This window comes from Stenotrophomonas sp. Nf1 (assembly GCF_003028475.1).
Taxonomy (GTDB): domain Bacteria; phylum Pseudomonadota; class Gammaproteobacteria; order Xanthomonadales; family Xanthomonadaceae; genus Stenotrophomonas.
The window spans coordinates 1-26,024 of the sequence record NZ_PYTV01000003.1 but is presented as its reverse complement, the minus strand read 5'-3'; the positions used below and the strand labels follow the sequence as shown (position 1 = coordinate 26,024).

The following is a 26,024-nucleotide window of genomic DNA, read 5'->3' as shown; positions in this document are numbered from 1 at the left end:
GCACCCACCGTTACATTGCCGGCAGCGCGAACAGCCGCCGCGCATTCTCCGTTGTGGCGTGCGCCACCGCCTCCAGCTCCATCCCACGCAGCGCGGCCACGTGGCCGGCGATGACCGCCAGCCGCGCCGGTTCGTTGCGCTGGCCACGGATGCCGGCGTCGGGCTGGTCCGGCGCATCGGTCTCCAGCAGCAGCTGTTCCAGCGGCATCTCCCGCACCAGCCGCTGCAGCCGTTGCGCGCGCTCGTAGGTCAACGGGCCGCCCAGGCCGAGCAGGAAGCCCTGCCGGTGCAGCTGTGCGGCCTGTTCCGGGCTGCCGGAAAAGCTGTGCACCACGCCGCGCAGGCCGCCGATGTGGCGGATCGCCGCGATTACCGCATCCACCGCGCGGCGCGCGTGCACGATCACCGGCAGGTCGAATTCACGGGCCAGTTCCAGCTGGCCGATGAAGTAGGCCTGCTGGGTGTCCGCATCGAGTCCCTCGACGAAGAAGTCCAGCCCGCACTCGCCGATTGCACAGGGGCGCTCGCGCTCGATCCACTCGCGCAGCAGCGGCAGATGCTCGGGCCGATGCGCCGCCAGAAACATCGGATGCAGGCCATAGGCCGGGTACAGCCCCGGTGCCTGTGTGCAGACCTCGCGCAGCTTCGGCCAGCTTGCGGCGGTGACTGCCGGCACCACCTGGGCATGGACGCCGGCCGCCTGCGCGCGCGCGATCACGGCCGCGCGGTCAGGGTCGAACTCACTGGCATCAAGGTGGCAATGGCTGTCGACCAGCACGCTCAACGCTGTTCCAGGGGGGGCGGCGTCGCGGTGTTGCGGCTTTTCCAGTTGGCCAGCAGCAGCGTTCCGAACCCCAGCACCAGTTCGTCCACGAACGGAATCGGGTCGGGGATGAACAGGGTCAGCACGAACAGGCCGGCGGTCAGCTTGAACAGGGTGGGGTAGCGCAGCCGGCGGGCCCATTGCAGAACCGGCAGCAGCATCGGGTTGGCCATGGCGGCAATCCTCGTGGGGAATATGCAAACGCTACCACGGGCCCAGCATTTCCCGATGCTGAATGGGTTACAGGAATGAGCAGGAAATGTGGAGATTCCGTTCAGGCAGTGCATGCTGCAATCTGCGTCGAGAACGTTGCGGATGGTCCGCAAGGAGCAGGTCATGAAAAGTACAACAACAACTGTCCTGGTCGCAGCGGGCGCGCTGCTGGTCGGTGGCATCGCCACCGCTGCCTTCATGAAGAGCGGCGGTTCGTCGCCCGATTCCATCAGCGCCGGAACCCCCAACGGCGAATCGCGCCTGGTCGATGGCAACGCCAGCGACGACGGTGCCCGTGGTGACATGCTGGACCCGTCCGCGCCGCGTGGGCTGGAATATGCCGACGTGCTGAAGGTCGACCCGATCACCGAGAAGCAGAAGGCCTATGCCACCGTGATCGGCACCGATCCGGTGCGTGAGACCTCCACCACCCAGACCCCGCACGAAGTCTGCGAAGACGTGACCGTGCAGGAACGCCTGCCTGAGCGCGACGGTAATGTCGGCGGCACCGTGGTCGGCGCGGTGGTCGGTGGCCTGCTCGGCAACCAGGTCGGCGGCGGCAACGGCAAGAAGGCCGCCACCGCGGCCGGTGCAGTGGCTGGTGGCCTGATCGGCAACCAGATCGACAAGCGCCACGTCGGTGGCCGCGTGGTCAACCGTACCGAGCGCCAGTGCCACACCGAGACGGCCACCTCCGAGTCGAGCCGCGTCACCGGCTACAACGTGACCTACCGCAACGAGGATGGCACCACCGGCACGATGCGCATGGCCAGCAAGCCGGGCACCCGCATTGCCATGGGTACCAACGATGTGGTGAAGGGTTACAACGTGACCTACCGCTATGACGGCGCCGAGAAGACCGTGCGTCTGGACAACAAGCCGGCCAGCGATCGCCTGCCGGTGGTTGACGGCCAGCTGGTCACGCAGACCGCTGCCGCCGGTGCGACCGCCGCCACGCGCCAGTAATTCCGGCGCAGCGCGCAGTACGCAGTACCGAACGGGCCGGCACATGCCGGCCCGTTTCGTTGTGCGCGCCGGCATTCATCCCTGTGGCGACGGAATCCACCATCATGGTGGCCCCTTCGACATGGAGTCGGCATGAGCATCTTCGACCTGCGCCTGGAAACCGAGCGGCTGATCCTGCGCCCGCTGCTGCGCGAGGACTACGAACCCTACCTGGCCTTCTGTGCCGACGAGGAAACGATGCGCACCCTGGGCGGGGTGCAGCCGCCATCGGTGGCCTGGCGCGGTTTCTGCAGCCTGGCCGGTGCCTGGCAGCTGTTCGGCTTCTCGATGTTCAGCGTGATCGAGAAATCCAGTGGCGACTGGATCGGGCGGATGGGCCCCTGGCAGCCGCAGGACTGGCCGGGGACGGAAGTGGGTTGGGGCATCCGTCATGCCAGCTGGGGCCGGGGCTATGCGCCGGAAGCGGCGGTCGCCGCCATCGACTGGGCCTTCGATACGCTGGGCTGGGACGAGGTGATCCATACCATCGCCGAGAACAACGAGAACTCGCGGGCGGTGGCGCGCAAGCTTGGCAGCACGCTGCTGCGCATGGGTGAGCTGCCGCCGCCCTACAACGACAAGCCGATGCAGATCTGGGGCCAGTCGCGCGAACAATGGCGGCAGCGCGTGCGCTGAGCGTTGCCCGGTAGTGCCGGCCGCTGGCCGGCAATCGCTGCCGGCCAGCGGCCGGCACTGCCGTGTCGCCATGCTGCACCCGCGCTTGGCATTCACCGGCACGCTTGCCAGACTGCGTGCAGCCGGCCGCCGGCCGGATCCGATGGAGCAGGCAATGGTGGAAGAGCGCGTCTCGCTGACGGTGCATGGCATGTCGGTCTCGGGCAATTGCCACAAGGTCCGACTGCTGCTGGAGCAGCTGGGCAGCCGCTACCGCTGGGTGGAGGTCGACAGCGCCCACGGGCAGACCCACACCGCCGAGTTCCTGGCACTGAATCCCAATGCCAAGGTGCCGCTGATCGTCCGCGACGACGGCCGCGTGCTGACCGAATCCAATGCGATCCTGTTCTGGCTGGCCGAAGGCACGCCGTATCTGCCGGTGGATGGCTGGGAGCGTGCGCAGGCGCTGAGCTGGATGTTCTTCGAGCAGTACACGCATGAGCCCTGCGTGGCCGTGGCGCGCTTCATCCGTGGCTGGACCGCAGCCGATTCGCCGCGCCGTGCCGAGCTGCCGCGCCTGCGTGAACGCGCCGCCAGCGCGCTGGCGGTGATGGAGCAGCACCTGCGCCAGGCGCCGTGGTTCACCGGCAGCGGCTACGGTATCGCCGACATTGCCCTGTTCGCCTACACCGATGTGGCGGACGAGGGCGGCATCAGCCTGGAGCCGTTCCCGGAAGTGCGCGCCTGGCTGCAGCGCGTACGTGCGCAGCCCCGCTTCCTGCCGATGCCGGCGGTGACCGCCGAGGTGCGCGCACGGCTGCACGGTCGCGCGTAGCGTCGAGCTTGCTCGACGGGTTTCCAGAGCAGTCGAGCAAGCTCGACGCTACGGATGCAGGGCCCCATGCCCGGCAGAACGCAACAACGACACGGAGGGTGTTCGATGTTCGCTGTGGTTCCCGATCCGATTCCCGCACGCATGCGCGTGCTCAACCGCGCCGATGTGTGCGATGTCAACTTCCTCGAGGCGGTGCGCGGTTGGCGCGGCAGCCCGCGCCCGCGCCCCGCGCCGGATGCACCGATCCTGCCGGGCAGCACGCTCACTGCCGCGGCCTTCGATGAACTGTTCGATTCGCAGCTGGCCAGCCGCCAGCTGGACCTGATGGCACGCGTACTGCGCGTGCAGAACAAGGTCTTCTACACCATCGGTTCTTCCGGCCATGAAGGCAACGCGCTGCTGGCGCGGGCCTGCCGGCACACCGACCCGGCGTTCCTGCACTATCGCTCCGGCGCCTTCATGGCCGAGCGCTCGCGGCAGGTACCGGGCATCGATCCGCTGCGCGATGCCGCCCTGTCGTTCGCCGCCAGTGCCGAGGATCCGGCCAGCGGTGGCCGCCACAAGGTGTGGGGCAGCAAGCCGTTGTGGGTACTGCCACAGACCTCGACCATCGCCTCGCACCTGCCCAAAGCGCTGGGTACCGCGCTGGCCATCGAGAGTGGCAAGCGGCTGGGCCAGGACCTGCCGGTTCCCGCCGACAGCATCGTGCTGTGTTCGTTCGGCGATGCCTCGGCCAACCACGCCACCGCGCAGACCGCCTTCAACACGGCCATGTGGTCGGCCTACCAGAAATTGCCGGCACCGATCCTGTTCGTCTGCGAAGACAACGGCCTGGGCATCTCGGTGAAGACTCCGGAAGGCTGGATCGCCGAACGCTTCAGCCGGCAACCAGGGCTGGACTATTTCTTCGCCGACGGTCTGGACCTGGCCACCGGCCATGCCCAGGTGCAGGCGGCGGTGGAGCATTGCCGGCGTACCCGGCGGCCGACCTTCCTGCATCTGCGCACCACGCGCCTGATGGGCCACGCCGGTACCGATTTCGAGGTGGAATGGCGCGCGCTGCCGGAGCTGTGCGCGGCCGAGGCGAGTGACCCCCTGCTGCGCTCGGCGCAGATCGCGCTGGAGTCGGGCTGGATGGATGCGGCGGCGATCGAGGTCGCATACGAAACGATGCGCGCGCGCTGCATGGCCGCCGCGGCTGACGCCGAAGGCAGCGCCACGCTGCAATCGCTGCAGCAGGTGATGGCCCCGCTGGCGCCATACACGCCGGCCGCGGTGCAGGCCGAGGCGCAGCGGGCGGTGCCGGCGGCAACGCGCGAGGCACTGTATGGCGACGCCGGGGCACTGCCCGAGCGGCAGGCCCCGCGGCACCTGGCAATCCAGATCAACCATGGACTGCAGGAACTGCTGGCCAAGTACCCGCAGAGCCTGCTGTTCGGCGAGGATGTGGCGCAGAAGGGCGGCGTCTACACAGTCAGCAAGGATCTGCTGCGCCGTTTCGGCCCGCGCCGGGTGTTCAACACGCTGCTGGATGAAACCATGATCCTGGGCATGGCGCAGGGCCTGGCCAACGTGGGCATGCTGCCGATTCCGGAGATCCAGTACCTGGCGTACCTGCACAACGCCATCGACCAGCTGCGTGGCGAGGCGTGTTCGCTGCAGTTCTTCTCCAATGACCAGTACCGCAACCCGATGCTGGTACGGGTGGCGGGGCTGGGCTACCAGAAGGGCTTCGGCGGCCACTTCCACAATGACAATTCGATCACCGCGCTGCGCGACATTCCGGGGCTGGTGGTCGGCTGCCCGTCGCGCGGCGACGACGCGGTGATGATGCTGCGCACGCTGGCGGCGATGGCGCGGGTGGATGGGCGGGTGGCGGTGCTGCTGGAGCCGATCGCGCTGTACATGAGCAAGGACCTGCACGACGCCGGTGATGGCCAGTGGCTGTTCGACTACCCGGCGCAGGGGCAGGCGCTGGTGCCGGGCGAGGGGCGGGTCTATGCCCCCGAGGCTGACGACCTGGTGGTCTACACCTATGGCAACGGCGTGCCGATGGCGCTGCGGGCGGCGCGGGCGATCGAGCAGCAGCTGGGCTGGCAGGTCAGGGTGGTCGACCTGCGCTGGCTGGTACCGCTGGATGCCGGCTTCATCGCCGGCCAGGCGGCCAGCGCACGGCGGGTACTGGTGCTGGACGAGGGCCGCCATAGCGGTGGGGTGGGCGAAGGCGTGGTCACCGCCCTGGTCGAAGCCGGGTTCGGGCATCTGCCGCTGCGCCGGGTCTGTGGCGCCGATACCTATACCCCGCTGGCAGGGGCAGCAATGTTCGGGCTTCCAAGCGACAATGCGGTGATTGGCGCCGCCCTCGACCTGGCGCAGGAACCCTGATGCATGTGTGGATTGGCGGGAATGTTGTTGCCGGCGCCGATGGCGTCGGCCGAGGCGCTGCAGGCGCAGGTGCTGGCCATGGGCCAGGCGCTGCACCATCGCGGGCCGGATGATGGCGGCAGCTGGGTCGATGCCGGGTCCGGCATCGCGCTGGCGCATCGCCGCCTGAGCATCCTCGATCTGTCCCCGCTGGGCCACCAGCCGATGGCCTCGGCCGATGGCCGCTACGTGATGGCCTACAACGGCGAGGTCTACAACTTCGCGGCGCTGCGCGCCGAGCTGGAGCCGCTGGGACATGGCTTCCGTGGCCATTCCGATACCGAAGTGCTGCTGGCGGCGATCCTGCAGTGGGGTGTGGAAGAGACTCTGCAGCGCTGCAACGGCATGTTTGCCATCGCGCTGTGGGACCGTCAGGAGCAGTGCCTGTGGCTGGCCCGCGACCGCGTCGGCAAGAAGCCGCTGTACTACGGCTGGGCCGGTGACACGCTGGTGTTCGGTTCGGAGCTGAAGGCGCTGTGGCAGCACCCGGCCTTCGACAACGATATCGACCGCGACGCACTGACCCTGCTGCTGCGGCTGGACTACATTCCGGCGCCGCACAGCATCCACCAGCGCTGCTACAAGCTGATGCCCGGCCGGGTGCTGCGCCTGGACGCGGCGATGGTTGCTGCCGGTGCGGCCGCGCATCGCCCGGAGCAGGCGCAACGCCCGTACTGGGATGCGCGTGCACGCATGCAGGCGGCACTGGCCGCGCCGTTCCAGGGCCGCATCGAGGAGGCCGAGGAACAGCTGGACACGCTGCTGCGCGATGCGGTGGCGCTGCGCATGGTGGCCGATGTGCCGGTCGGTGTGTTCCTGTCCGGCGGTACCGATTCGTCGCTGGTGGCCGCGCTGATGCAGGCGCAGAGCGGGCAGCCAGTGCACAGCTTCAGCATCGGCTTCAGCGATTCGAGCCATGACGAGGCGCCCTTGGCCAGGGAACTGGCGGCGCAACTGGGCTGCGACCACACCGAACTGTATGTCAGCGGTGCCGACGCACTGGCGGTGGTGCCGCAGCTGCCGGCGATGTTCGATGAGCCCTTCGCCGATGCCTCGCAGGTACCGACCGCGCTGGTCGCCCGGCTGGCGCGGCAGGGCGTGACCGTTGCGCTGTCCGGCGATGGCGGCGATGAACTGTTCTTCGGTTACACGCGCTACGTGCGCGCGCTGCGCAACTGGCAGATGCTCGGCCGCGTGCCCGGCCCATTGCGGCGCTGGATGGGCGCGCGTTCGCAGCAGCAGGGCGAGGCTTCGCGCACCGGTGGGTTGGCGGCACTGCTGGCCGAGACCGGCGCGCGTGGCATCGGCGACGTCTACCGCAACCGCATTTCGCGCTGGCGCGATCCGGCCGCCGCCGTGCCCGGCGCGCAGGCCGCAGGCAGCTTCTATGACCTGGCCGATCCTCTGCACGGCGCCGGCACCCCGGCCGATGCGATGATGCTGGCCGATTTCGTGAGCTACCTGCCCGACGATCTGCTGTGCAAGGTAGACCGCACTTCGATGGCGGTCAGCCTGGAGGCGCGGGCACCATTGCTGGATTGGCGCGTGGCCGAGTTCGCCTGGTCGCTGCCGCTGGGCTTCAAGCGCAGCGAAACCACCAGCAAGGTGCTGCTCAAGCGCGTGCTGGGCCGCTATGTGCCGCAGTCGATGGTGCATCGACCCAAGCGTGGCTTCGGCGCACCGGTCAGCGATTGGTTGAAGGGCGACCTGCGGCCGTGGGCCGACGATCTGCTGCAGCCCGCGCGCCTGGAACGCGAAGGCGTGTTGTCGGCGGCGGCGGTGCAACCGCTGTGGCAGCAGTTCCTGGGCGGGCAGCGCAAGTGGCACACCCATCTGTGGAACGTGCTGATGTTCCAGGCCTGGCAGGCGCATTGGCGGCAGGTGCGCGCAGGCGTCAGCGGCGGCTGATCTTCACCGGCCTGCACGGGCCCGGCCACTAGGCTGGGCCTCCCGCACCGTGAGGAGTATGTCCCGATGTCCGTCCCCACCATTGCCGTGCTCGTCGGCAGCCTGCGCAAGGACTCCTGCAACCGCAAGCTGGCCCATGCGCTGGAGAAGATCGCCGGTGACCGCGCGCGCTTCCAGTACGTGCAGATCGGCGACCTGCCGCTGTACGACCAGGATTTCGATGGCCACTATCCGCCGCAGGGCACCCGGTTGAAGGATCAGGTGCGCGCGGCCGATGCGGTGCTGTTCGTCACGCCCGAGTACAACCGCTCGGTGCCCGGGGTGCTGAAGAACGCCATCGATATCGGCTCGCGCCCGTATGGTGACAGCGCTTTCGCCGGCAAGCCGGCGGCGGTGATCGGCGCCTCGATCGGCCAGATCGGCACCGCGGTGGCCCAGCAGCACCTGCGCAACAGCCTGGCGTTCCTGGACATGCACGTGCTCGGCCAGCCCGAGGCGTTCATCCACTTCAAGGACGGCCTGATCGATGCCGATGGCACGATCCACAACGAAGGCACGCAGAAATTCCTGCAGGGCTACGTGGACCGGTTCCTGGCGCTGATCGCGGTGCACGTCAAGGGCGATTGAGGCCGATGGGGTCAGAGCCCTCTGCGTTGCAGAGGGATCCGACCCCAGCCACGCCCCCAGCCACGCCCGGGGTCGGACCCCGGCGCGCAGCGGCGGGCTCCGACCCCACGTCCCGCTGAGCGCGTCTGCACGGGCTCCGACCCGGGCCGCCTGATCTGCGATAATGCTCCGCTCGGGTGCCGCAACGGTGCCCATCGCAGGCATTGCGACGCCCCCACGCCAGAATGGCCAGGCACCGGCGGATATCCCCCGTTCTTCCACGGCTTATCCACAGGCTTGTCCATGGCTGCCGGGGTCGGCGCATGCCTACACTGGCCCGGCCCACTTTTGCAGGAAACACCGCAGCATGTCCGCTCGTTCCGGCTTCCGTTCCAACCGCAGAGAGCGCGGTGATGGCTTTGATCGTGATCGCGACGAGTCGCGCATCGATCAGTTGCGGGTACCACCGCATTCGGTGGAAGCCGAGCAGGCGGTGCTCGGTGGCCTGATGCTGGCACCGGAAGCCTATGACCGGGTCAACGACCAGCTGACCGAAGGCGACTTCTACCGCCGTGACCATCAGATGATCTATCGGGCGATCCGCGAGTTGTCCGAGCGCGAGCGGCCCTTCGATGCGGTGACCCTGGGCGAGTGGTTCGAATCGCAGGGCAAGCTGGAACTGGTCGGCGATGGCGCCTACCTGGTCGAGCTGGCCAGCACCACGCCGTCGGCGGCCAATATCGTGGCCTACGCCGAGATCGTGCGCGACAAGGCGGTGCTGCGGCAGCTGATCCAGGTCGGTACCGACATCGTCAATGATGGCTTCCAGCCCGAAGGCCGTGACAGCAGCGAGCTGCTGTCGGCGGCGGAAAAGAGCGTGTTCGCCATCGCCGAACAGGGCGCACGTGGCCGCACCGACTTCGTGGCCATGCCCGGCGCGCTGAAGGACGCCTTCGAGGAACTGCGCAACCGCTTCGAGAACGGTGGCAACATCACCGGCCTGCCGACCGGCTACAACGACTTTGATGCGATGACCGCCGGCCTGCAGCCGACCGACCTGATCATCCTGGCCGCGCGCCCAGCGATGGGCAAGACCACCTTCGCACTGAACATCGCCGAGTACGCGGCGATCAAGTCGAAGAAGGGCGTGGCGGTGTTCTCGATGGAAATGTCGGCCTCGCAGCTGGCGATGCGCCTGATTTCCTCCAACGGCCGCATCAACGCGCAGCGCCTGCGTACCGGCCAGCTGGAAGACGAGGACTGGAGCCGCGTCACCAGCGCGATCAAGATGCTGAAGGAAACCAAGATCTTCATCGACGACACGCCGGGCGTGTCGCCGGAGGTGCTGCGTTCCAAGTGCCGCCGGCTCAAGCGCGAGCACGACCTGGGCCTGATCGTGATCGACTACCTGCAGCTGATGAGCGTGCCGGGCAACAGCGAGAACCGCGCGACCGAAATCTCGGAGATCTCGCGTTCGCTCAAGGGCCTGGCCAAGGAACTGAACGTGCCGGTGATCGCGCTGTCCCAGCTCAACCGCTCGCTGGAAACGCGTACCGACAAGCGCCCGGTGATGGCCGACCTTCGTGAGTCGGGCGCAATCGAGCAGGACGCGGACATGATCGTGTTCATCTACCGCGACGACTACTACAACAAGGAAAACTCGCCGGACAAGGGCCTGGCCGAGATCATCATCGGCAAGCACCGTGGTGGCCCGACCGGCTCGTGCAAGCTGAAGTTCTTCGGCGAGTACACCCGCTTCGACAACCTGGCCCACGACTCGGTCGGCTCATTCGAATAGCCGTAGTGCCGGCCGCTGGCCGGCCCCCCCTGGCCGGCAAACCATTCGAAACACCGAACGTGCGTACGTGGCGTGTAAATGACATGTAACGCGACGCTTCTACGATTCCGCCGCTGCTGCCCTTCGACGCCGCCCTTCGGCGTCCAGCGTGCCCAAGGAATCCGCCTTCATGCCGTCCCACGCTCCGCTCCGCCGCAATCTGCTGGCCCTGCTGGTCTGTGCATCGCTGCCATCGCTGGCTGCTGCCGAAACCGCCCCCGCCACCGACGTGCAGTCGGCCACCACGCTCGATTCGGTCTCGGTGATCGGCCGCGGCGAAGCCCGCCAGGTGCAGCGCGTGACCGCCGAGGACCTGAAGGTGCTGCCGCCTGGCGCCAACCCGCTGAAGCTGCTGGCGACCAAACCGGGCGTGCATTTCGAATCGGCCGACGCCACCGGTGCGTATGAGTGGTCCACCACCATCAGCCTGCGCGGCTTCAACCAGAACCGCCTGGGTTACACGCTCGATGGCATCCCGCTGGGCAACATGGCCTACGGCAACAGCAACGGCCTGCATATCAGCCGTGCGGTGATCAGCGAGAACCTGGGCGGTGCCGAAGTGTCCACCGGCATCGGTGCGCTCGGCACGCCGTCCACCAGCAACCTCGGCGGCGTGTTCCAGTTCTATTCGATCGACCCGTCCACCGAGTACGGCGTGGTGCTGGCGCAGGGCTTTGGCAGCGACAGTGCGCGCCGCAGCTATGCACGCCTGGATACCGGTGAACACCAGGGCTTTGCCGCCTACCTGTCCGGCGCCTACTCCGAAGGCGACAAGTGGAAGGGCAAGGGGTCGCAGGAGCTGAAGCAGTTCAACGGCAAGGCCACCTACAACTTCGGCACCGACAGCAGGATCACTGCGCTGTTCAATGCATCGCGCCGCGTCGAGGCTGATTACCAGGACCTGTCGCTGGAGATGATCGATCGCCTCGGTTGGGACTGGGACAACTACGCGCCGGACTGGGATCGCGCCGTCGCCGCCGCGCGCGGCAAGTTCACGGGCGGCGTCAACAGCCCGTGGGATGCTTACTACTCCGGCCACGGCCTGCGCAATGACGACCTGTCCAGCATCGCCGGCGATTTCGGCCTGAACGAGTCGATGCGGCTGAAGGTCAATGTGTACAACCACAGCAACCGTGGCCAGGGCCACTGGTTCAGCCCGTCCAATCCGTCCAACCCGGGCACCAGCCGCGAGATCCCGATCTCGATCCGCACCACCGAATACGCGATCGACCGCACCGGTGTGACCTCGGCGTTCACCTGGAACGTGGCGGGCCACGAACTGGAAGCGGGCCTGTGGTACGAAGACAATGGCCATAGCGTGCAGCGCAACTTCTATTACATCGACGGCCCGGTCACCGACGACTTCTTCCTGCGCAATCCCGACCAGCGCGTGTGGCACCAGCGCTACACCACCATCACCCGCCAGTTCTACGTGCAGGACCGCTTCCGCCTGTTCGATGATCGCCTGACCATCGACATCGGTGCAAAGTCGCCGAACACCCGCACCAGCGTGCGCACGCCGCTGGGCAGCTATGCCAACAACAGCAGCCTGACCTCCAAGAAGGGCTTCCTGCCGCAGGCCGGCTTCAACTTCAAGCTCAACGAAGGCAACGAGATCTTCGGTTCGTTCGCCAAGAACATCGCCGCCTATGCGCTGGGCGTGGGCAGCCCGTTCAACGTGCCGCAGGCGGCCTTCGATGCCAGCGCGCAGAACCTGAAGCCGGAACAGTCGCGCACCCTCGAGCTGGGCTGGCGCGGCTACGGCCAGGGCTATGAAGCCTCGGTGGCGGTGTACGACGTCAAGTTCGACAACCGCCTGCTGGCCATCGCGCAGTGCGTGGGCATCCTCGGTTGCCCGGCGCTGTTCTCCAACGTCGGTTCGGTGACCAGCCGCGGCGCCGAGGCGACCCTGCAGCTGAAGCCGATGCAGGACCTGACCTGGTCCAACGCGCTGTCCTGGAATGACAGCACATACGACAACGACTACGTGAACAACGGCGTGGTGCCGACCCGCGGCAAGAAGACCGTCGACACCCCGGAGTGGATGTTCGCCAGCACCCTGGCCTGGACCCCGGGTCCGTGGGACCTGCGCCTGGCCGCCAACCACGTCGGCAAGCGCTATGTGACCTACACCAATGACGTGTCGGTGCCGAGCTACTGGCTGGTCAACGCCTCGGTGGCCTATGACTTCGGCAAGCTCGGCCCGGCGCAGAACCTGACCGTGGCGCTGAACCTGACCAACCTGACCGACAAGCGCTACCTGTCTTCGATCAACACCAATGGCACCTACGCCGCCGACCCGACGCGCAGCCTGGCGACCATGCAGGTCGGTGCGCCGCGGCAGGTGATGGCCACCGCCACCGTGCGCTTCTGATGCGAGGCCCTGTCGATCCGGAGAGCCGCCGTCGCCTGCTGCGCATGGCGTGGCAGGGCACGGGGGCGGCGATCGCACTGGCGGCGATGCCGGGGCTGGCCACGGCCGGTCCGCGGCCGCGGCTGGGACGTGATCCGTTCACCCTCGGCGTTGCCGCCGGCGATCCGGATCCGCAGGGCGCGGTGTTGTGGACGCGGTTGGCACCGGACCCGCTCAACGGCGGCGGCATGCCGTCGCGGGCGGTGCCGGTGCGCTGGTTCGTGGCCGAAGATCCCGGGATGCGCCGGTTGGTGCAGCGTGGCGTTGCAGCGGCAGTGCCCGAGCTCGCCCATTCGGTGCATGTGGAGGTCAACGGCCTGCGTCCGGGGCGCGACTACTACTACCGCTTCGCCTGCGATGGTGACGAGGAGAGTCCGGTCGGCCACTTCCGCACCGCACCGTTGCTGGACACCCAACTGCAGCAGCTGCGGCTGGCGTTGTGCACCTGCCAGGCCTGGAACAGTGGCTACTACCCGGTGCTGCGTGACATCGCGCAGAGCGACGTGGATCTGGTGCTGCATGCGGGCGACTATCTGTACGAATACAGTCCGCTGCAGAACGCGCGCGGCCAGACGTTGGATGCGGCGCGCTTCAGCGGCGAGACCATCAGCCTGGAGCGCTACCGCGACCAGTACGCGCTGTACAAGCTCGATCCCGATCTACAGGCCGCGCACGCCGCACACGCGTTCGCGGTGATCTGGGATGACCACGAAGTGCAGAACGATTATTCCGGCATCCATCCGGAAAAGCCCGGCGTCTCGACGGAAGATTTCATCGTCCGCCGCGCCGCCGCCTATCGTGCGTTCTACGAACACCTGCCGATGCGCAGCATGCCAACCGGCAACGGCGGCCTGCGCGTGCACCGGCGCTTGCGTTACGGCGATCTGGCACAGCTGACCCTGCTCGACTGTCGCCAGTTCCGCCCGGCCAATCCCTGCGGGGTGGGCGAATCGCCACGCTGCGAGGCAGCGCTGGACCCGCGCATGAGCATGCTCGGCCTCGGCCAGGAAGCCTGGTTCACCCAGTCGATGGCGGCCGCACGCGGCATGCGCTGGAACGTGGTGGTGCAGCAGCTGCTGATGGCACAGCTGCGGCTGGACGGCGGCACGCCGCGCGAACGCTTCTGGAACGACGCCTGGGATGGCTATCCCGCTGCACGCAACCGTCTGTTGCAGGCGCTGCAGGCGGGCGGGCAGGGCAATGCCATCGTGCTGGGCGGTGACTGGCATTCCACCTTCGTCAACGACCTGAAGCTGGACTTCGACGCCGCCAACGCGCCGGTGCTGGCCACCGAATTCATCGCTCCGGCGATCAGCAGTGGCGGTGACGATACGCCGTATGGGCCGTACTACGGGCCGTCGATTCCACAGAACCCGCATATCCGTTATTTCGACGGCGACCGCCGTGGTTGGTGGAAGCTGCAGCTGAACCGGCAGACCGTGGATGCCGAACTGCGCTTTGCCGACAGCGTGCTGCGCGCGGATGCGCCGGTGCGTACTGCGGCGCGCTTCCAGGTCACCCACGGCCGCCCGGGCGCGGTGCAGCTCCTGTAGAGCCGAGCCCACGCTCGGCTGCTCTCTGCCTCCGGTGGGTGCGGACCGTTGGTCCGCACATTCCCATGAGCAGCCGAGCGTAGGCTCGGCTCTACAACGGCGGTGGACCGCTTTCATCGCCCCCAGCCGGGTTTCGTCGCAAACCATTTGCGGCCGCCGGGGCAGGGCGCCAAGGTGTCCGCAGGCGGCAGGGTGCCGCCCCAAGGAGACCGTGATGAAGACCCTGTTCGCGCTCGGTGTGTGGTGCCTGCTGTTCGTGCTGTGCTGGCCGCTGGCGATCCTGGCCCTGATCGCCTGGCCGTTCGTGTGGCTGCTGAGCCTGCCGTTCCGTCTGGTTGGCATCACCTTCTCGGCACTGTTCGCTTTCCTGCGCGCGCTGTTCATGCTGCCGGCGCGGCTGCTCGGCGGCGGCCCGGTGACCGCATGAAGCCGCTTGCCATCATGACATTGATGCTGCTGACGGCCGCCCCGGCGTTCGCCACGCCGCAGCCAACCGGGGCCTACCTGGAGCGCCAGAACGATGCCGACAAGGCCGAGTTGAAGACGCCGCAGAAGCCTGCGCAGAAGGAGAACTGCCGGGTGGTGAAGGAATGGAAGGTTGGCGAGACGGTGGTGCAGCACCGGGTCTGTGACGACCCGCCGAAGAAGCCGGTTGGGAAGGTGTAGCGCCGAGCCCATGCTCGGCTGTGCCTTCCCGGATCGCCAACCGGAGAGCCGAGCGTCGGCTCGGCTCTACATCATGCGGCCTCGGCACGTAGCGCCGCCTGCACGGCCGGTCGCGCGTTGACCCTGCGGACGTAAGCGGGCAGCGCTGACCACGCCGCAAGGTCGATGGCGAAGAACCGGCACCAGCCCAGCACGGTGAACAGATAGGCGTCGACCACACTGAAGGACGGTCCCATCAGGAAGTCCTGCTGTGCCAGTGTCTCCTGCAGCATGTCGAAACGCTTGAACAGCTTCTCGCGGAAGAATGCCTTGGCGTCCTCCGGAAGTGTGGCGTTGAACAGCGGCGCCGAGCCAGCATGGATTTCGCTGGTGACGAAGTTCAGCCATTCCTGCAGTCGAACCCGCTCCCAGCTGCCGACGGGCGGGGCCAGCGCGTATTCGGGTTTCAGGTCGGCCAGGTACTGGACGATGGCCGGTCCTTCGGTCAGCACCTGACCGTCATCCAGTTCCAGCGCCGCTACATAGCCTTTGCGGTTGATGGTGCGGAAATCACGGCCATCGGTGGTCTGTTTGGTGGTGTTGTCGACCTTGACCAGTTTGAAGGGCAGGCCAAGCTCGCGCAGCACGATATGCGGCGAAAGCGAGCAGGTGTAGGGCGCGTAGTACAGCTTCATGGAAGGTCTCCGGGGCAGGGCGGCGTAGCCAGGACACGGCTTGCCGATGCCAGGCAGTCTGCAGACGCCGCGCCACCCGGTAAAATTAATGTTCAACTTTCAATGCATAAGCTGTACTACTGTCCAGCATGATGAACCTTGCACATTGGCGCCTGCTGGTCGCCGTGGCAGACGCAGGCACCATTTCGGGGGCCGCGCAGCGCGTAGGCATCACCCAGTCGGGCGCCAGCCAGGCCATTGCGCAGCTGGAAGCGGCCCTGGGGTTTGCCGTGTTCAACCGTGAGCGCCGACAGGTGGGCATCACCGCCTTGGGCGAGCAGGTGATCGATCACGCACGGACGATGCTGGCGGGACTGCAGGCCATCCGCACCCTTGCCGATGACAGCCAAGGTCTGAGTGGCGCCCGCATCCGGCTGGCCAGCTTTCCCTCGATCGTTTCAACCGTGCTACCCGCGCTGCTGCGTGATTTCCACCGCCGCCACCCAGGCATCGAAATCGCGGTTGTTGAGGGCTCGGATGAAGAGGTGGAACGCTGGCTGGAATCAGGCGCGGTCGAGGCCGGCGTGGTGATGAATCCGGCCGCTGAACGATCTCCCCTGACGCTCGGTAGCGATGTATGGGTGGCGGTGCTGCCGCAAGCGCATGCCTTGACACGTCGCGCCACCGAACGTGGGATCGGGTTGCACGAACTGGCTGCCGAGCCCTTCATCCTCGCCACTGGCGGTTGCGCGGTGAACGGTCAGCGCTTGATGGAAGAGGCCGGTTTGCAGCTGAGGGATGTGCGGATCACGGTGCGCGACTGGGCTAGTGCGTGCGTGCTGGTCCGCGAGGGCATGGGTGTTTCGCTGGTGCCGGAATCGACCCTTCCAGCGGATCGTCATGGTCTGCGGGTGCTGCCGATAACCCCAGGCATCCGCCGTGTGTTTGGTCTGGTCTGCTCGGAAGTAGGTCGCGCTTCGCGCGCGACGCAGGTCTTCCTGCGGGGCCTGGGCGTGGCTGTGGATCCATTGGCCCCACATTGATACACGTCGCTTTCGCAATCTAGACTGCCGCTTCCCAATCAACATGGATGTTGGACATGGATATTGCACCGCCCTGGTTCGCCGACCTGTGTGCGCAGCACGGACTGGCTGCCCAGGCCGACGCCTTGTCCAGCCTGCTGCGGCCCTGCCTGGCGTTCGCGCCCGTTGCAACGGACCCACCGATGCTGGGGGCGTCACGCAAAGGTGGCGGTCCCGATGTTCCGGAAGGGTTTGCGTGGCCCGTTCATCGAGGGCGTGCGCTGGACTTCCTGCTACAGATCAACCTGGCGGATCTGGCCGATGCGCCATCGGGGCTGGATCTGCCGTCAACGGGGGTGTTGTCGTTCTTCTACGACATGGACGAACAGCCATGGGGCTACGAACCGGAACATCGCACGGGACACCGCGTCTTCCTGTTCAACGCCGACGAGCTTGTACGACGCCTGCCCGCGGCCGATGAAGCGTTCGCACTTGTCCCTTCCGCGTTGGTGTTCCACCCCGGGCTCCGCCTGCCTCAGCTGGAATCGGCCGAGGGCGCACGCGTCGGCGGATGGATGACGGAACACGGCCTGGGCTGGGACGAACGCTGCGAAGACGCCTACTTCGAGCTGGTCGATGCCGTCGCAGCCCATCATGCTGGCCGCGCCAAGCCACTGCACGCGGTGGGAGGCCATGCGCATAGCATCCAGGGCGACATGCAGCTGGAAGCGCAGCTGGTCACTCACGGCCTGTCGTGCGGTGACGGCACTGCCTACAGCGATCCGCGCAGGCCTGCATGGGAACAGGACCGGGGCCAGTGGCAGCTGCTGTTGCAGCTGGACTCGGCCGACAACGACGCGATGTGGGGCGACTCGGGAATGCTGTATTTCTGGATTCGTCGTCATGACCTGGCCGCGCGCGATCTGTCGCAGACCTGGATGGCGCTGCAGTGTTGTTGAGTTGACCTGGCCGCGCGCACAAAAAACCCCGCCGAGGCGGGGTTTTTCGTTTGCAGTTCAGTGCCGACCAACGGTCGACACCCACCGCGAAGACGAACGATCAGTTCGCCTTGTGGATGGCGCGCTTGCTGACCGCCATTGCCGCGTCGTGGATCACTTCCGACAGCGACGGGTGGGCGTGGCAGATACGGGCCAGATCATCGGCCGAGCCGCTGAACTCCATGGTCAGCACGCCTTCGTGCACCAGCTCGGAGACGTTGGCGCCAACCAGGTGCATGCCGAGGATGCGATCGGTTTCGGCATGGGCCAGGATCTTCACGAAGCCAGCCGGCTCGATCATCGCCACGGCACGGCCGTTGGCGGCGAACGGGAAGCTGCCGGCCTTGTACGGAATGCCTTCGGCCTTCAGCTGTGCTTCGGTCTTGCCGACCCAGGCCAGTTCCGGTTCGGTGTAGATGACCCACGGAATGGTGTCGAAGTTGACGTGGCCCGGCAGGCCGGCGATCAGCTCAGCCACCGCGATGCCTTCCTCGAAGCCCTTGTGCGCCAGCATCGGGCCGCGCACGCAGTCGCCGACCGCCCACACGCCGTTGACGCCGGTGTGGCAGTGCGCGTCGACTTCGATCTGGCCACGCTCGTTGATCTTCACGCCGGTGCCTTCAGCCAGCAGGCCCTTGGTGGCGGCGCGACGGCCGACGGCCACCAGCAGCTTGTCCACGGTCAGGGTCTTTTCGCCTTCGCTGTCGGTGTAGGTGACAACGACTTCCTTCTTCTTGCCCTTGCCGGTGATCTCGGTCTTGGAGACCTTGGCACCGAGGCGGATGTCCAGGCCCTGCTTCTTGAATTCCTTGGCAGCGGTCTTGGCCACTTCGGCGTCGGCCACGGCCAGGAACTCCGGCAGAGCTTCCAGGATGGTGACTTCAGCGCCCAGGCGCTTCCACACGCTGCCCAGTTCCAGGCCGATCACGCCGGCGCCGATCACCGCCAGGCGGTTCGGCACTTCGGTGAAGTCCAGGCCGCCGACGTTGTCGACGATGGTCTCGCCGTCGAACTTGGCGAACGGCAGTTCGATCGAATCCGAACCGGCGGCGATGATCACGTTGGTGCCCTTCAGCTCGACGATCGAGCCGTCATGCTGGGTGACCTTGACCACGTTGCCCGGCTGCAGTTCGCCGAAGCCGTAGTAGGCGGCGACCTTGTTGGCCTTGAACAGCATGCCGATGCCGCCGGTGAACTGCTTGACGATCTTGTCCTTGCGGCCAACCATCGCTTCGACGTCGATCTTGGCATCCTTGAAGCTGATGCCGTGGTCGCCAAAGATGTGGCCCATGTTCCAGAACTGGCGCGAGGAATCCAGCAGCGCCTTGGACGGGATGCAGCCCACGCGCAGGCAGGTGCCGCCGAGGGCCGGCTTGCCGTCCTTGCCCAGCGCTGCGTCGATGCAGGCGGTCTTCAGGCCCAGCTGGGCCGCGCGGATGGCAGCGTGGTAACCGGCCGGGCCGGCACCGATGACGACGACGTCGAATTGTTCAGCCATTGAATTATTCCTTGATGCATTACCAGAACCCCTCCGCGCAGGCGCGGAGGGGCGGGAGGTGTCTTACAGGCCGAACAGCATGCGGCCCGGGTTTTCCAGCTGGTTCTTGATGTCCACCAGGAACTGCACCGAATCCTTGCCGTCGATGATGCGGTGGTCGTAGGACAGCGCCAGGTACATCATCGGCGCGATCACGACCTGGCCGTTCTGGGCGATCGGACGCTCCTTGATGGCGTGCATGCCCAGGATGGCGCTCTGCGGCGGGTTGATGATCGGGGTCGACAGCAGCGAACCGAAGGTGCCGCCGTTGGTCACGGTGAAGGTGCCGCCCTGCAGTTCATCCAGGCCCAGCTTGCCGTCACGCGCCTTCTTGGCGTAGTCGGCGATGGTCTTCTCGATGTCGGCGAACGACATGCGCTCGACATTGCGCAGCACCGGCGTGACCAGGCCCTTCTCGGTCGACACGGCGATGGAGATGTCCGAGTAGCCGTGATAGATGATGTCGTCGCCGTCGATCGAGGCGTTGACCAGCGGGAAGCGCTGCAGCGCGTTGGCCGCGGCCTTCACGAAGAAGCTCATGAAGCCCAGCTTGATGCCATGGGCCTTGACGAACTCGTCCTGCAGTTCCTTGCGCGCCGCCGAGACCTTGGACAGGTCGACTTCGTTGAAGGTGGTCAGCATGGCGGTGGAGTTCTTCGACTCCATCAGGCGCTCGGCGATGCGCTTGCGGATGCGGGTCATCGGCACGCGTTCTTCCGGACGTGCGCCACCGGCCTTGCCGGCGCCGCCGTTGCGGGCGAAGTTGACGATGTCTTCCTTGGTCACCGCGCCGCGACGGCCGGTGCCGTCAACGTCGGCCGGGTTCACGCCTTCGGTGATCGCGGTGAAGCGGGCGCCCGGCGGCAGCGCGTCGGCAGCCGACTTGGCAGCCGGAGCCGGAGCGGCAGCGGCGGCCGGAGCAGCAGCGGCCGGGGCTGCGGCGGCAGCCGGAGCGGCTTCAGCGGCCGGAGCCGGAGCAGCGGCCACGGCGCCTTCTTCGATGATCGCCACGACCTGGCTGGAGGTCACGGTCGAGCCTTCGGCGAACTTGATTTCCTTGATCACGCCGTCGACCGGCGACGGCACTTCCAGGACGACCTTGTCGGTTTCCAGGTCAAGCAGGTTTTCGTCGCGCTTGACGGCGTCGCCCACCTTCTTGTGCCAGGTGGCGATGGTGCCGTCGGCGACGGATTCGGGCAGTACCGGGGCTTTGACTTCGGTGGCCATGCGGGAGCTTCCTGGTTTGTCTTCTAAATAGGGGGAGGATTATTCAGCGAACGTGTCGTTGAACGGGTTGACCAGTGCGTCGGCGACCAGCTGCTGCTGTTCGCGGACGTGGTCAGCCATGTGACCGGCAGCCGGCGAAGCCGAACGTGCGCGACCGGCGTAGTGCAGGTTCTGGCCATCGGCCAGGCAGAACTGCAGGTGGTGGCGGATCTGGTACCACGCACCCTGGTTCTGCGGTTCTTCCTGCGTCCACACCACGTCGGTGGCCTTGCCGTACTTCTTCAGTTCGGCGGCCAGCAGCGCACGCGGGAACGGATACAGCTGCTCCACGCGGATGATCGCCACGTCGTCCTGGCCACGCTTGGTCTGGTCTTCCAGCAGGTCGTAGTAGACCTTGCCCGAGCACAGCACCACGCGCTTGACCTTCTTGGCGTCGGCGTTGGCGTCGCCGATCAGGTGCTGGAACTCGCCGTTGGCCAGCTCGTCCAGGGTCGACACGGCCAGCTTGTGGCGCAGCAGCGACTTGGGCGACATCACCACCAGCGGCTTGCGGGTGGTCAGGTGCTGCTGGCGGCGCAGCATGTGGAAGGCCTGTGCCGGGGTGGACGGAACCACGACCAGCATGTTCTCCAGCGCGCACAGCTGCAGGAAGCGCTCCAGGCGCGCCGAGCTGTGTTCCGGGCCTTGCCCTTCATAGCCATGCGGCAGCAGCAGGGTCAGGCCGGAAATGCGGCCCCACTTGGCTTCACCGGCGGCGATGAACTGGTCGATGACCACCTGCGCGCCGTTGGCGAAGTCGCCGAACTGGCCTTCCCAGATGCACAGCGTGTTCGGATCGGTGGTGGAGAAGCCGTACTCGTAGGCCATCACCGCTTCTTCGCTCAGCAGCGAATCGATGACGGTGGCCTTCTCCGGCGAATCCACCAGCTGCCGCAGCGGCATGTAGTAGTTGTCGGTCTTCTGGTCGTGCAGGATCGCGTGGCGATGGGTGAACGTACCGCGGCCGACGTCCTGGCCGACCAGGCGCAGTGCATTGCCTTCGTCGAGCAGGGTGGCGTAGGCCAGATTCTCGGCAAAGCCCCAGTCGCCCGGGATCTCACCGGCGGCCATCTTGCGGCGGTCGTCGTAGACCTTGGCCACGCGCGAGTGCAGCTGCACTTCGTCCGGAATGGTGTTGATCAGCTTGGCCAGTTCGACCAGCTTGTTCTTCTCGACCTTGGTCGAGATCGGATCGGACAGCTTGCCTTCCAGCAGCTTGGGCCAATCGACGAACAGCGGGCTGCTCGGCGGGGTCTTCTCGACCTTGGCCAGCTCGGTGGTCACTTCACCGGCGTCCAGCTTCTCGCGGTAGGCATCGACCATCGCCTTGCCGGCGCCGGCGGCGATCACGCCCGCCTTTTCCAGCTGCTCGGCGTACATCTCGCGGGTGGTCGGGTGCTTGCGGATCACCTGGTACATCAACGGCTGGGTGATCGCCGGTTCGTCGGCCTCGTTGTGGCCCCAGCGGCGGTAGCACATCAGGTCGATGACCACGTCCTTGGCGAACGTCTGGCGGAACTCGAAGGCCAGCTGCGCGGCGAACACCACCGCTTCCGGGTCATCGCCGTTCACGTGCAGTACCGGCGCGGCGATCATCTTGGCCACGTCGGTGGCATAGCGCGTGGAGCGCGTATCCAGCGGGTTGGAGGTGGTGAAGCCGACCTGGTTGTTGACCACGATGTGCACGGTGCCGCCGACGGCGAAGCCGCGGGCCTGCGACATCTGGAACAGCTCCATGACCACGCCCTGGCCGGAGAAGGCCGCGTCGCCGTGGATCAGGATCGGCATGACCTGCTTGCGGGCGGTGTCCTTGCGGCGCTCCTGGCGCGAACGCACGGAACCGGCCACGACCGGGTCAGCGATTTCAAGGTGCGACGGGTTGAACGCCAGCGCCAGGTGCACCGGGCCGCCGTCGGTGGCAACGTCGGCAGAGAAGCCCATGTGGTACTTCACGTCGCCGGCCGACGCGTGCTCGTCGTGCTCGAACTTGCCTTCGAATTCGTCGAACAGCTTGCGCGGGTTCTTGCCCAGGGTGTTGACCAGCACGTTCAGGCGGCCGCGGTGGGCCATGCCGATCACCACGTCCTTGACGCCATCCTTGCCGGCGCTGCGGATGATGGTGTCCATCATCGGGATCAGCGAGTCGCCGCCTTCCAGCGAGAAGCGCTTCTGGCCGACGTACTTGGTGTGCAGGTAGCGTTCCAGGCCTTCGGCTGCGGTCAGGCGCTCCAGGGTGCGGCGCTGGGTGTCAGCGTCCAGCTGGTAGTTGCCACCGGCCAGTTCCAGCTTCTTGTAGATCCACTGGCGCTGCTCGACCTCGGAGATGTGCATGAACTCCGCACCGATCGAGCCGGTGTAGGTCGCCTTCAGGCGCGCCAGCAGGTCGCGCAGCTTCATGCGCGGCTGGCCACCGACGCCGCCGGTGCTGAACTCGCTGTTGAGGTCGCCATCGGACAGGCTGTGGAACGGCAGGCCCAGGTCCGGGGTGTTGACCGGCTTGGTCAGGCCCAGCGGGTCCAGGCGCGCATCGAGATGGCCGCGCGAACGGTAGGCGGTGATCAGACGACCGACATTGCGCTCACGCTCGTCGCCCGCACCGGTGCCGGTGCCGGCTTTCAGCGCATCCTTGGCCGCTTCCGCGATGTGGGAGATGACGGCCGAGTGCGGGATGTCACCTGCTTCACGGCCCTTGAAGCCGTCGAAGTAGGTCTTCCATTTGGGATCGACACTATCCGGGGAGACCAGGTACTGCTCGTACAGGTCCTCGACATAGGAGGCGTTGCCGCCGGCGAGTTGCGAAGATTGCGCAAACTGCTTCAGTAGATTGTCCACGATGGAGGGTGCTGATTCGCTTTGTGGGGTATGGCTTCAGAAGGACCCGGCAGGAACATGAATAGCCCTGCACGGGCGCGTTCAAACAGCCAAATTGTACCCCCATCCGGACACGAAGGGGCAGCAGCGGCGGCATCCTGCGTCCCCCGATGCCGCTTCCAGACAGGTTGGGGCGGCGCTGTCGGCTCAGATGCCGAGCGCGCGAAGTTCGCTGCATTCGCGCGAACGGTCCCAGACACGCTGCAATTGCTGTTCGAACGGCTGCGAACGTGCCGGCAGCGCGATACCGGCCTCGCCGTCGAGGCGATGCCCGATCAGACGAAAGTAGAAGTCGCCGGCATCGTTGAGCAGGCAGGCCGAGGCCAGTGCACGGTCGACCGGGTCGGTCACTTCGCGGAACTGGATCACGCTGGGCAGGCGCTGAGCCAGCGCCAGCAGCGGTGCCCCTGCGGCGGCGATGGCGGCAGCGTCGTGCACGATCACCCGCAGCTGCTTGTCGTGGCGGGCGGTGGCGAAGCGGCGCAGGGCGGCCTGTACCGGTGGCGCGTCCAGCAGGCCCGGGTCCAGCTGGCGGCTGTGCGGCCACAGCTGGCGGCGGGCACGGTGGATGATGGCGGTGGTGATGGCCAGCGCCTCGGCGCGGCTGTCGATGGCGCTGGCCACGCCCAGCCGGCGGCGCATCTGCTGGTGGCCGATGCCGGCTTCCTCGAACACCTCACCCTCAGGCAGGAAGCCCTGGCGGGCGTAGAAGTCGCGGGCCGGCAGCTGGGCGTGCAGATGCAGTTCGGCCAGGCCGAGCCGGCGCCCGGCTTCGACCAGCGCGTCCAGCAGGGCTTCACCGACGCCCTGGCTGCGGTGGCTGGCCAGCACCGCCATGCGGCCGATGCGGCCATCCGGGGCCAGGCGGCCGGTGCCGACCGGCTGGCCGTCGGCGTCCAGGGCCAGCACATGGGCGCTGACCGGGTCCAGCGCGTCGCGCTCCAGTTCGGCGGCGATGTCCTGTTCCTGCACGAACACCCGCTGCCGCACGTCGTGGATGGCGACGTGGGCGTCGGCGTGGCTGACCTGCTGGACCCGGATCATGGCAGGGCTCAGGCGCGGCCGTCGTTGCTGTCGTCCTCGTCCTCGTCGTCGAAGCTGACGATGACCTCGATGCCGTCGTCATGCACGGTCACGGAGTGGACATCGTCGGACACCGCGTCCGCATCGATCGCATCGACGCGGTCACGGCCTTCGACCACCTCGCCGAGCACCACGGCGTCTTCGCCGTCGTCTTCATCTTCGTCTTCGGCCTCGTACATCTCGTTCGGATCGATCAGCTGGAACACACCACCGACCAGCAGCTGCTGGACCACCGCGCGGCCCTTGTCGGACAGGCCGCGATAGGCGGCGGCGTCGAGCTGTTCGGCGCCGGCCAGGCGCTGGGCGTCCTTCACCGGCAGCGCGAAGTCCTGGCCGCTGACGTACAGGCTGGCGCCACGCTGGGCCCGGCGCCAGGCCAGCCGTGCCCACGGATGGCGCTGCAGCAGCAGGCCGGAGGCCAGCGCTTCGACCACCTCTTCCTGGGCCGGCGCGGCCTGGTGGGCCATCACTTCGCCGGCGGCGCGGTAGGTGGTGATGAAGCGGCCGAACCAGTCGCCCAGCTTGTCCGGGTCGTTCATGCGGATGGCATTGAGCGCGGTGATCACCCGCGCCATCGCCACCGTGTCGATCTCGTTCGGGTCGGCCGGCACCTTCAGGTCGGCATCCTGGTAGCGGATGTTCTCGTCGGCATCGGCGATCAGGGTGTCCAGGTAGTCGCTGATCAGCTCGGCCGAGGCCGGTGCGCGCATGCCGAAGGAGAAGGTCAGGCAGGGGTCTTCGGCGACGCCGTGGTGCGGCACGTTCGGCGGCAGGTACAGCATGTCGCCCGGCGCCAGCACCCAGTCGTGGGTGGGCTTGAACACCTGCAGCAGCTTCAGTTCGACGTCCGGGCGGAAGCCCAGCGGAGGGCGCTTGCCCTTGATCGATTCGCTGGCGTCGATCTGCCAGCGGCGATGGCCCTGGGCCTGCAGCAGGAACACGTCGTACTGGTCGACATGGGCGCCGACCGAGCCGCCGGTGGCGGCAAAGCTGATCATCACATCGTCCATGCGCCAGCGCGGCAGAAAGCGGAAGTGCTCGATCAGGGCGCGCACGTCCTTGTCCCACTTGTCCACGTCCTGCACCAGCAGGGTCCAGTCGTGGTCGGGCAGGGCGGGGAATATGTCTTCCTGGAACGGGCCGCTGCGCACGCGCCAGCTGTCCTGGGCCTTGTTGTGTTCGATCAGGCGCGCCAACACGCCCTCCTCGCAGGCCAGGCCGGCCAGGTCTTCCGGCTGAACCGGGGTCTGGAAGTTGGGGAAGGCGTTGCGGATCAGCAGCGGGCGCTTCTGCCAGAAATCGCGCAGGAAGGTGGCCGGGGCCATGCCCAGCGGCTGGCCGGGGCGGGCGGTGACTTCGATGAGCGGAGCGGAGGACTTGCGGGCGGCCATGGGGGAATCCTTGCAGCGGAAAGCGGGAGGGGCGGCGTGGCGGGCCGCCAAGGGTTCCATTGTCCGACGTTCGTTGGGATTGCGCACGTGCGGTGGTTTGTCGCGGGGTTCCGGCCAACGGCGGAGCCCCTCGTGGCGACCTCTTGGTAGGGTCGACTGTTAGTCGACCGGCTTCATGGGCTGGGCCGGGCGGGTGGGCCATGCAGGGGACGCTGCAAGTACGTCCCTGTAAGCTCGATGGCGCCATCCATGGCGCCAACGCCCCTGCATGGCCCACCCGCCCGTCCCCTGACAGTTTCCTGCGC

21 protein-coding genes are annotated in these 26,024 nt (G+C 66.9%); 13 read left to right on the top strand and 8 right to left on the bottom strand.

What is annotated here, in order from left to right; all coding sequences use genetic code 11:
* Positions 1–10: 10 nt before the first annotated feature.
* Both C9412_RS06600 and C9412_RS06595 read right to left on the bottom strand, forming a co-directional pair.
* Positions 11–784, bottom strand: a complete 774-nt coding sequence (locus tag C9412_RS06600) for a TatD family hydrolase (RefSeq protein ID WP_107230913.1) — start codon at positions 782–784, stop codon at positions 11–13.
* Entirely contained in the window at positions 781–996 is a 216-nt protein-coding gene (locus C9412_RS06595; protein ID WP_107230912.1) for a DUF6116 family protein, read from the bottom strand. The genes C9412_RS06600 and C9412_RS06595 overlap by 4 nt, the downstream gene beginning before the upstream one ends.
* Before the next feature lie 163 nt (positions 997–1,159).
* Here C9412_RS06595 and C9412_RS06590 point away from each other — a divergent pair, with 163 nt between their 5' ends.
* The 11 genes from C9412_RS06590 (at position 1,160) to C9412_RS06540 (ending at position 14,898) form a co-directional block, all read left to right on the top strand.
* Positions 1,160–2,002, top strand: a complete 843-nt coding sequence (locus C9412_RS06590; RefSeq protein WP_107231252.1) for a glycine zipper 2TM domain-containing protein — start codon at positions 1,160–1,162, stop codon at positions 2,000–2,002.
* Positions 2,003–2,134: 132 nt separating this feature from the next.
* Complete coding sequence (locus tag C9412_RS06585) at positions 2,135–2,677, top strand: GNAT family N-acetyltransferase (protein WP_107230911.1); 543 nt, start codon at positions 2,135–2,137, stop codon at positions 2,675–2,677.
* Between the two features lie 154 nt (positions 2,678–2,831).
* Complete coding sequence (locus tag C9412_RS06580; RefSeq protein ID WP_107231251.1) at positions 2,832–3,491, top strand: glutathione S-transferase family protein; 660 nt, start codon at positions 2,832–2,834, stop codon at positions 3,489–3,491.
* Positions 3,492–3,596: 105 nt separating this feature from the next.
* On the top strand, positions 3,597–5,876 hold the full coding sequence (locus C9412_RS06575) for a transketolase C-terminal domain-containing protein (RefSeq protein ID WP_107230910.1): 2,280 nt from the start codon (positions 3,597–3,599) through the stop codon (positions 5,874–5,876).
* 3 nt (positions 5,877–5,879) lie between these two features.
* Positions 5,880–7,823: an asparagine synthase (glutamine-hydrolyzing) gene (gene asnB / locus C9412_RS06570; RefSeq protein ID WP_107230909.1), complete on the top strand. Its 1,944-nt coding sequence runs from the start codon at positions 5,880–5,882 to the stop codon at positions 7,821–7,823.
* A 66-nt stretch (positions 7,824–7,889) separates the two neighbouring features.
* On the top strand, positions 7,890–8,450 hold the full coding sequence (locus tag C9412_RS06565; protein WP_057498263.1) for an NAD(P)H-dependent oxidoreductase: 561 nt from the start codon (positions 7,890–7,892) through the stop codon (positions 8,448–8,450).
* Between the two features lie 346 nt (positions 8,451–8,796).
* Positions 8,797–10,227: a replicative DNA helicase gene (locus C9412_RS06560; RefSeq protein ID WP_057498262.1), complete on the top strand. Its 1,431-nt coding sequence runs from the start codon at positions 8,797–8,799 to the stop codon at positions 10,225–10,227.
* A 169-nt stretch (positions 10,228–10,396) separates the two neighbouring features.
* Entirely contained in the window at positions 10,397–12,640 is a 2,244-nt protein-coding gene (locus C9412_RS06555) for a TonB-dependent receptor (RefSeq protein ID WP_107230908.1), read from the top strand.
* On the top strand, positions 12,640–14,232 hold the full coding sequence (locus C9412_RS06550; RefSeq protein ID WP_107230907.1) for an alkaline phosphatase D family protein: 1,593 nt from the start codon (positions 12,640–12,642) through the stop codon (positions 14,230–14,232). The genes C9412_RS06555 and C9412_RS06550 overlap by 1 nt, the downstream gene beginning before the upstream one ends.
* 214 nt (positions 14,233–14,446) lie before the next feature.
* The gene (locus tag C9412_RS06545) at positions 14,447–14,659 is read left to right on the top strand and encodes a hypothetical protein (protein ID WP_107230906.1); all 213 of its coding nucleotides are present in this window, start codon (positions 14,447–14,449) and stop codon (positions 14,657–14,659) included.
* The gene (locus C9412_RS06540; RefSeq protein WP_107230905.1) at positions 14,656–14,898 is read left to right on the top strand and encodes a hypothetical protein; all 243 of its coding nucleotides are present in this window, start codon (positions 14,656–14,658) and stop codon (positions 14,896–14,898) included. Before C9412_RS06545 ends, C9412_RS06540 begins: the two co-directional genes overlap by 4 nt.
* 71 nt (positions 14,899–14,969) lie before the next feature.
* On the opposite strand, the gene gstA is transcribed toward C9412_RS06540, so the two are convergent.
* Positions 14,970–15,572, bottom strand: a complete 603-nt coding sequence (gene gstA, locus C9412_RS06535) for a glutathione transferase GstA (RefSeq protein ID WP_107230904.1) — start codon at positions 15,570–15,572, stop codon at positions 14,970–14,972.
* Between the two features lie 128 nt (positions 15,573–15,700).
* On the opposite strand from gstA, the gene C9412_RS06530 reads away from it, so the two are divergent.
* Both C9412_RS06530 and C9412_RS06525 read left to right on the top strand, forming a co-directional pair.
* A complete protein-coding gene (locus C9412_RS06530) occupies positions 15,701–16,594 on the top strand; it encodes a LysR family transcriptional regulator (RefSeq protein ID WP_107230903.1) in 894 nt (297 codons plus the stop codon).
* Between the two features lie 56 nt (positions 16,595–16,650).
* Positions 16,651–17,532: a YwqG family protein gene (locus C9412_RS06525; RefSeq protein ID WP_181358715.1), complete on the top strand. Its 882-nt coding sequence runs from the start codon at positions 16,651–16,653 to the stop codon at positions 17,530–17,532.
* A 100-nt stretch (positions 17,533–17,632) separates the two neighbouring features.
* Here the strand turns inward: C9412_RS06525 and lpdA are convergent, their stop codons facing one another.
* The 5 genes from lpdA to C9412_RS06500 all read right to left on the bottom strand — a co-directional run bounded on the left by lpdA (position 17,633) and on the right by C9412_RS06500 (position 25,719).
* Positions 17,633–19,069: a dihydrolipoyl dehydrogenase gene (gene lpdA / locus C9412_RS06520; protein WP_008264626.1), complete on the bottom strand. Its 1,437-nt coding sequence runs from the start codon at positions 19,067–19,069 to the stop codon at positions 17,633–17,635.
* Positions 19,070–19,132: 63 nt separating this feature from the next.
* On the bottom strand, positions 19,133–20,335 hold the full coding sequence (gene sucB / locus C9412_RS06515) for a dihydrolipoyllysine-residue succinyltransferase (RefSeq protein ID WP_106550907.1): 1,203 nt from the start codon (positions 20,333–20,335) through the stop codon (positions 19,133–19,135).
* A 39-nt stretch (positions 20,336–20,374) separates the two neighbouring features.
* Positions 20,375–23,206: a 2-oxoglutarate dehydrogenase E1 component gene (locus C9412_RS06510; protein ID WP_107230901.1), complete on the bottom strand. Its 2,832-nt coding sequence runs from the start codon at positions 23,204–23,206 to the stop codon at positions 20,375–20,377.
* Positions 23,207–23,392: 186 nt separating this feature from the next.
* Positions 23,393–24,289: a GNAT family N-acetyltransferase gene (locus tag C9412_RS06505; RefSeq protein ID WP_107230900.1), complete on the bottom strand. Its 897-nt coding sequence runs from the start codon at positions 24,287–24,289 to the stop codon at positions 23,393–23,395.
* 8 nt (positions 24,290–24,297) lie between these two features.
* Positions 24,298–25,719, bottom strand: a complete 1,422-nt coding sequence (locus tag C9412_RS06500; protein ID WP_107230899.1) for a cupin domain-containing protein — start codon at positions 25,717–25,719, stop codon at positions 24,298–24,300.
* Between the last annotated feature and the right edge of the window lie 305 nt (positions 25,720–26,024).

Excerpts from the sequence above, each read along its gene's own strand:
- C9412_RS06595 (WP_107230912.1), bottom strand. The coding sequence starts at position 996 with ATGGCCAACCCGATGCTGCTGCCGGTTCTGCAATGGGCCCGCCGGCTG.
- C9412_RS06590 (WP_107231252.1), top strand. The coding sequence starts at position 1,160 with ATGAAAAGTACAACAACAACTGTCCTGGTCGCAGCGGGCGCGCTGCTG.
- C9412_RS06585 (WP_107230911.1), top strand. The coding sequence starts at position 2,135 with ATGAGCATCTTCGACCTGCGCCTGGAAACCGAGCGGCTGATCCTGCGC.
- C9412_RS06580 (WP_107231251.1), top strand. The coding sequence starts at position 2,832 with ATGGTGGAAGAGCGCGTCTCGCTGACGGTGCATGGCATGTCGGTCTCG.
- C9412_RS06575 (WP_107230910.1), top strand. The coding sequence starts at position 3,597 with ATGTTCGCTGTGGTTCCCGATCCGATTCCCGCACGCATGCGCGTGCTC.
- asnB (WP_107230909.1), top strand. The coding sequence starts at position 5,880 with ATGTGTGGATTGGCGGGAATGTTGTTGCCGGCGCCGATGGCGTCGGCC.
- C9412_RS06565 (WP_057498263.1), top strand. The coding sequence starts at position 7,890 with ATGTCCGTCCCCACCATTGCCGTGCTCGTCGGCAGCCTGCGCAAGGAC.
- C9412_RS06560 (WP_057498262.1), top strand. The coding sequence starts at position 8,797 with ATGTCCGCTCGTTCCGGCTTCCGTTCCAACCGCAGAGAGCGCGGTGAT.
- C9412_RS06555 (WP_107230908.1), top strand. The coding sequence starts at position 10,397 with ATGCCGTCCCACGCTCCGCTCCGCCGCAATCTGCTGGCCCTGCTGGTC.
- C9412_RS06550 (WP_107230907.1), top strand. The coding sequence starts at position 12,640 with ATGCGAGGCCCTGTCGATCCGGAGAGCCGCCGTCGCCTGCTGCGCATG.
- C9412_RS06545 (WP_107230906.1), top strand. The coding sequence starts at position 14,447 with ATGAAGACCCTGTTCGCGCTCGGTGTGTGGTGCCTGCTGTTCGTGCTG.
- C9412_RS06540 (WP_107230905.1), top strand. The coding sequence starts at position 14,656 with ATGAAGCCGCTTGCCATCATGACATTGATGCTGCTGACGGCCGCCCCG.
- gstA (WP_107230904.1), bottom strand. The coding sequence starts at position 15,572 with ATGAAGCTGTACTACGCGCCCTACACCTGCTCGCTTTCGCCGCATATC.
- C9412_RS06530 (WP_107230903.1), top strand. The coding sequence starts at position 15,701 with ATGATGAACCTTGCACATTGGCGCCTGCTGGTCGCCGTGGCAGACGCA.
- C9412_RS06525 (WP_181358715.1), top strand. The coding sequence starts at position 16,651 with ATGGATATTGCACCGCCCTGGTTCGCCGACCTGTGTGCGCAGCACGGA.
- lpdA (WP_008264626.1), bottom strand. The coding sequence starts at position 19,069 with ATGGCTGAACAATTCGACGTCGTCGTCATCGGTGCCGGCCCGGCCGGT.
- sucB (WP_106550907.1), bottom strand. The coding sequence starts at position 20,335 with ATGGCCACCGAAGTCAAAGCCCCGGTACTGCCCGAATCCGTCGCCGAC.
- C9412_RS06505 (WP_107230900.1), bottom strand. The coding sequence starts at position 24,289 with ATGATCCGGGTCCAGCAGGTCAGCCACGCCGACGCCCACGTCGCCATC.
- C9412_RS06500 (WP_107230899.1), bottom strand. The coding sequence starts at position 25,719 with ATGGCCGCCCGCAAGTCCTCCGCTCCGCTCATCGAAGTCACCGCCCGC.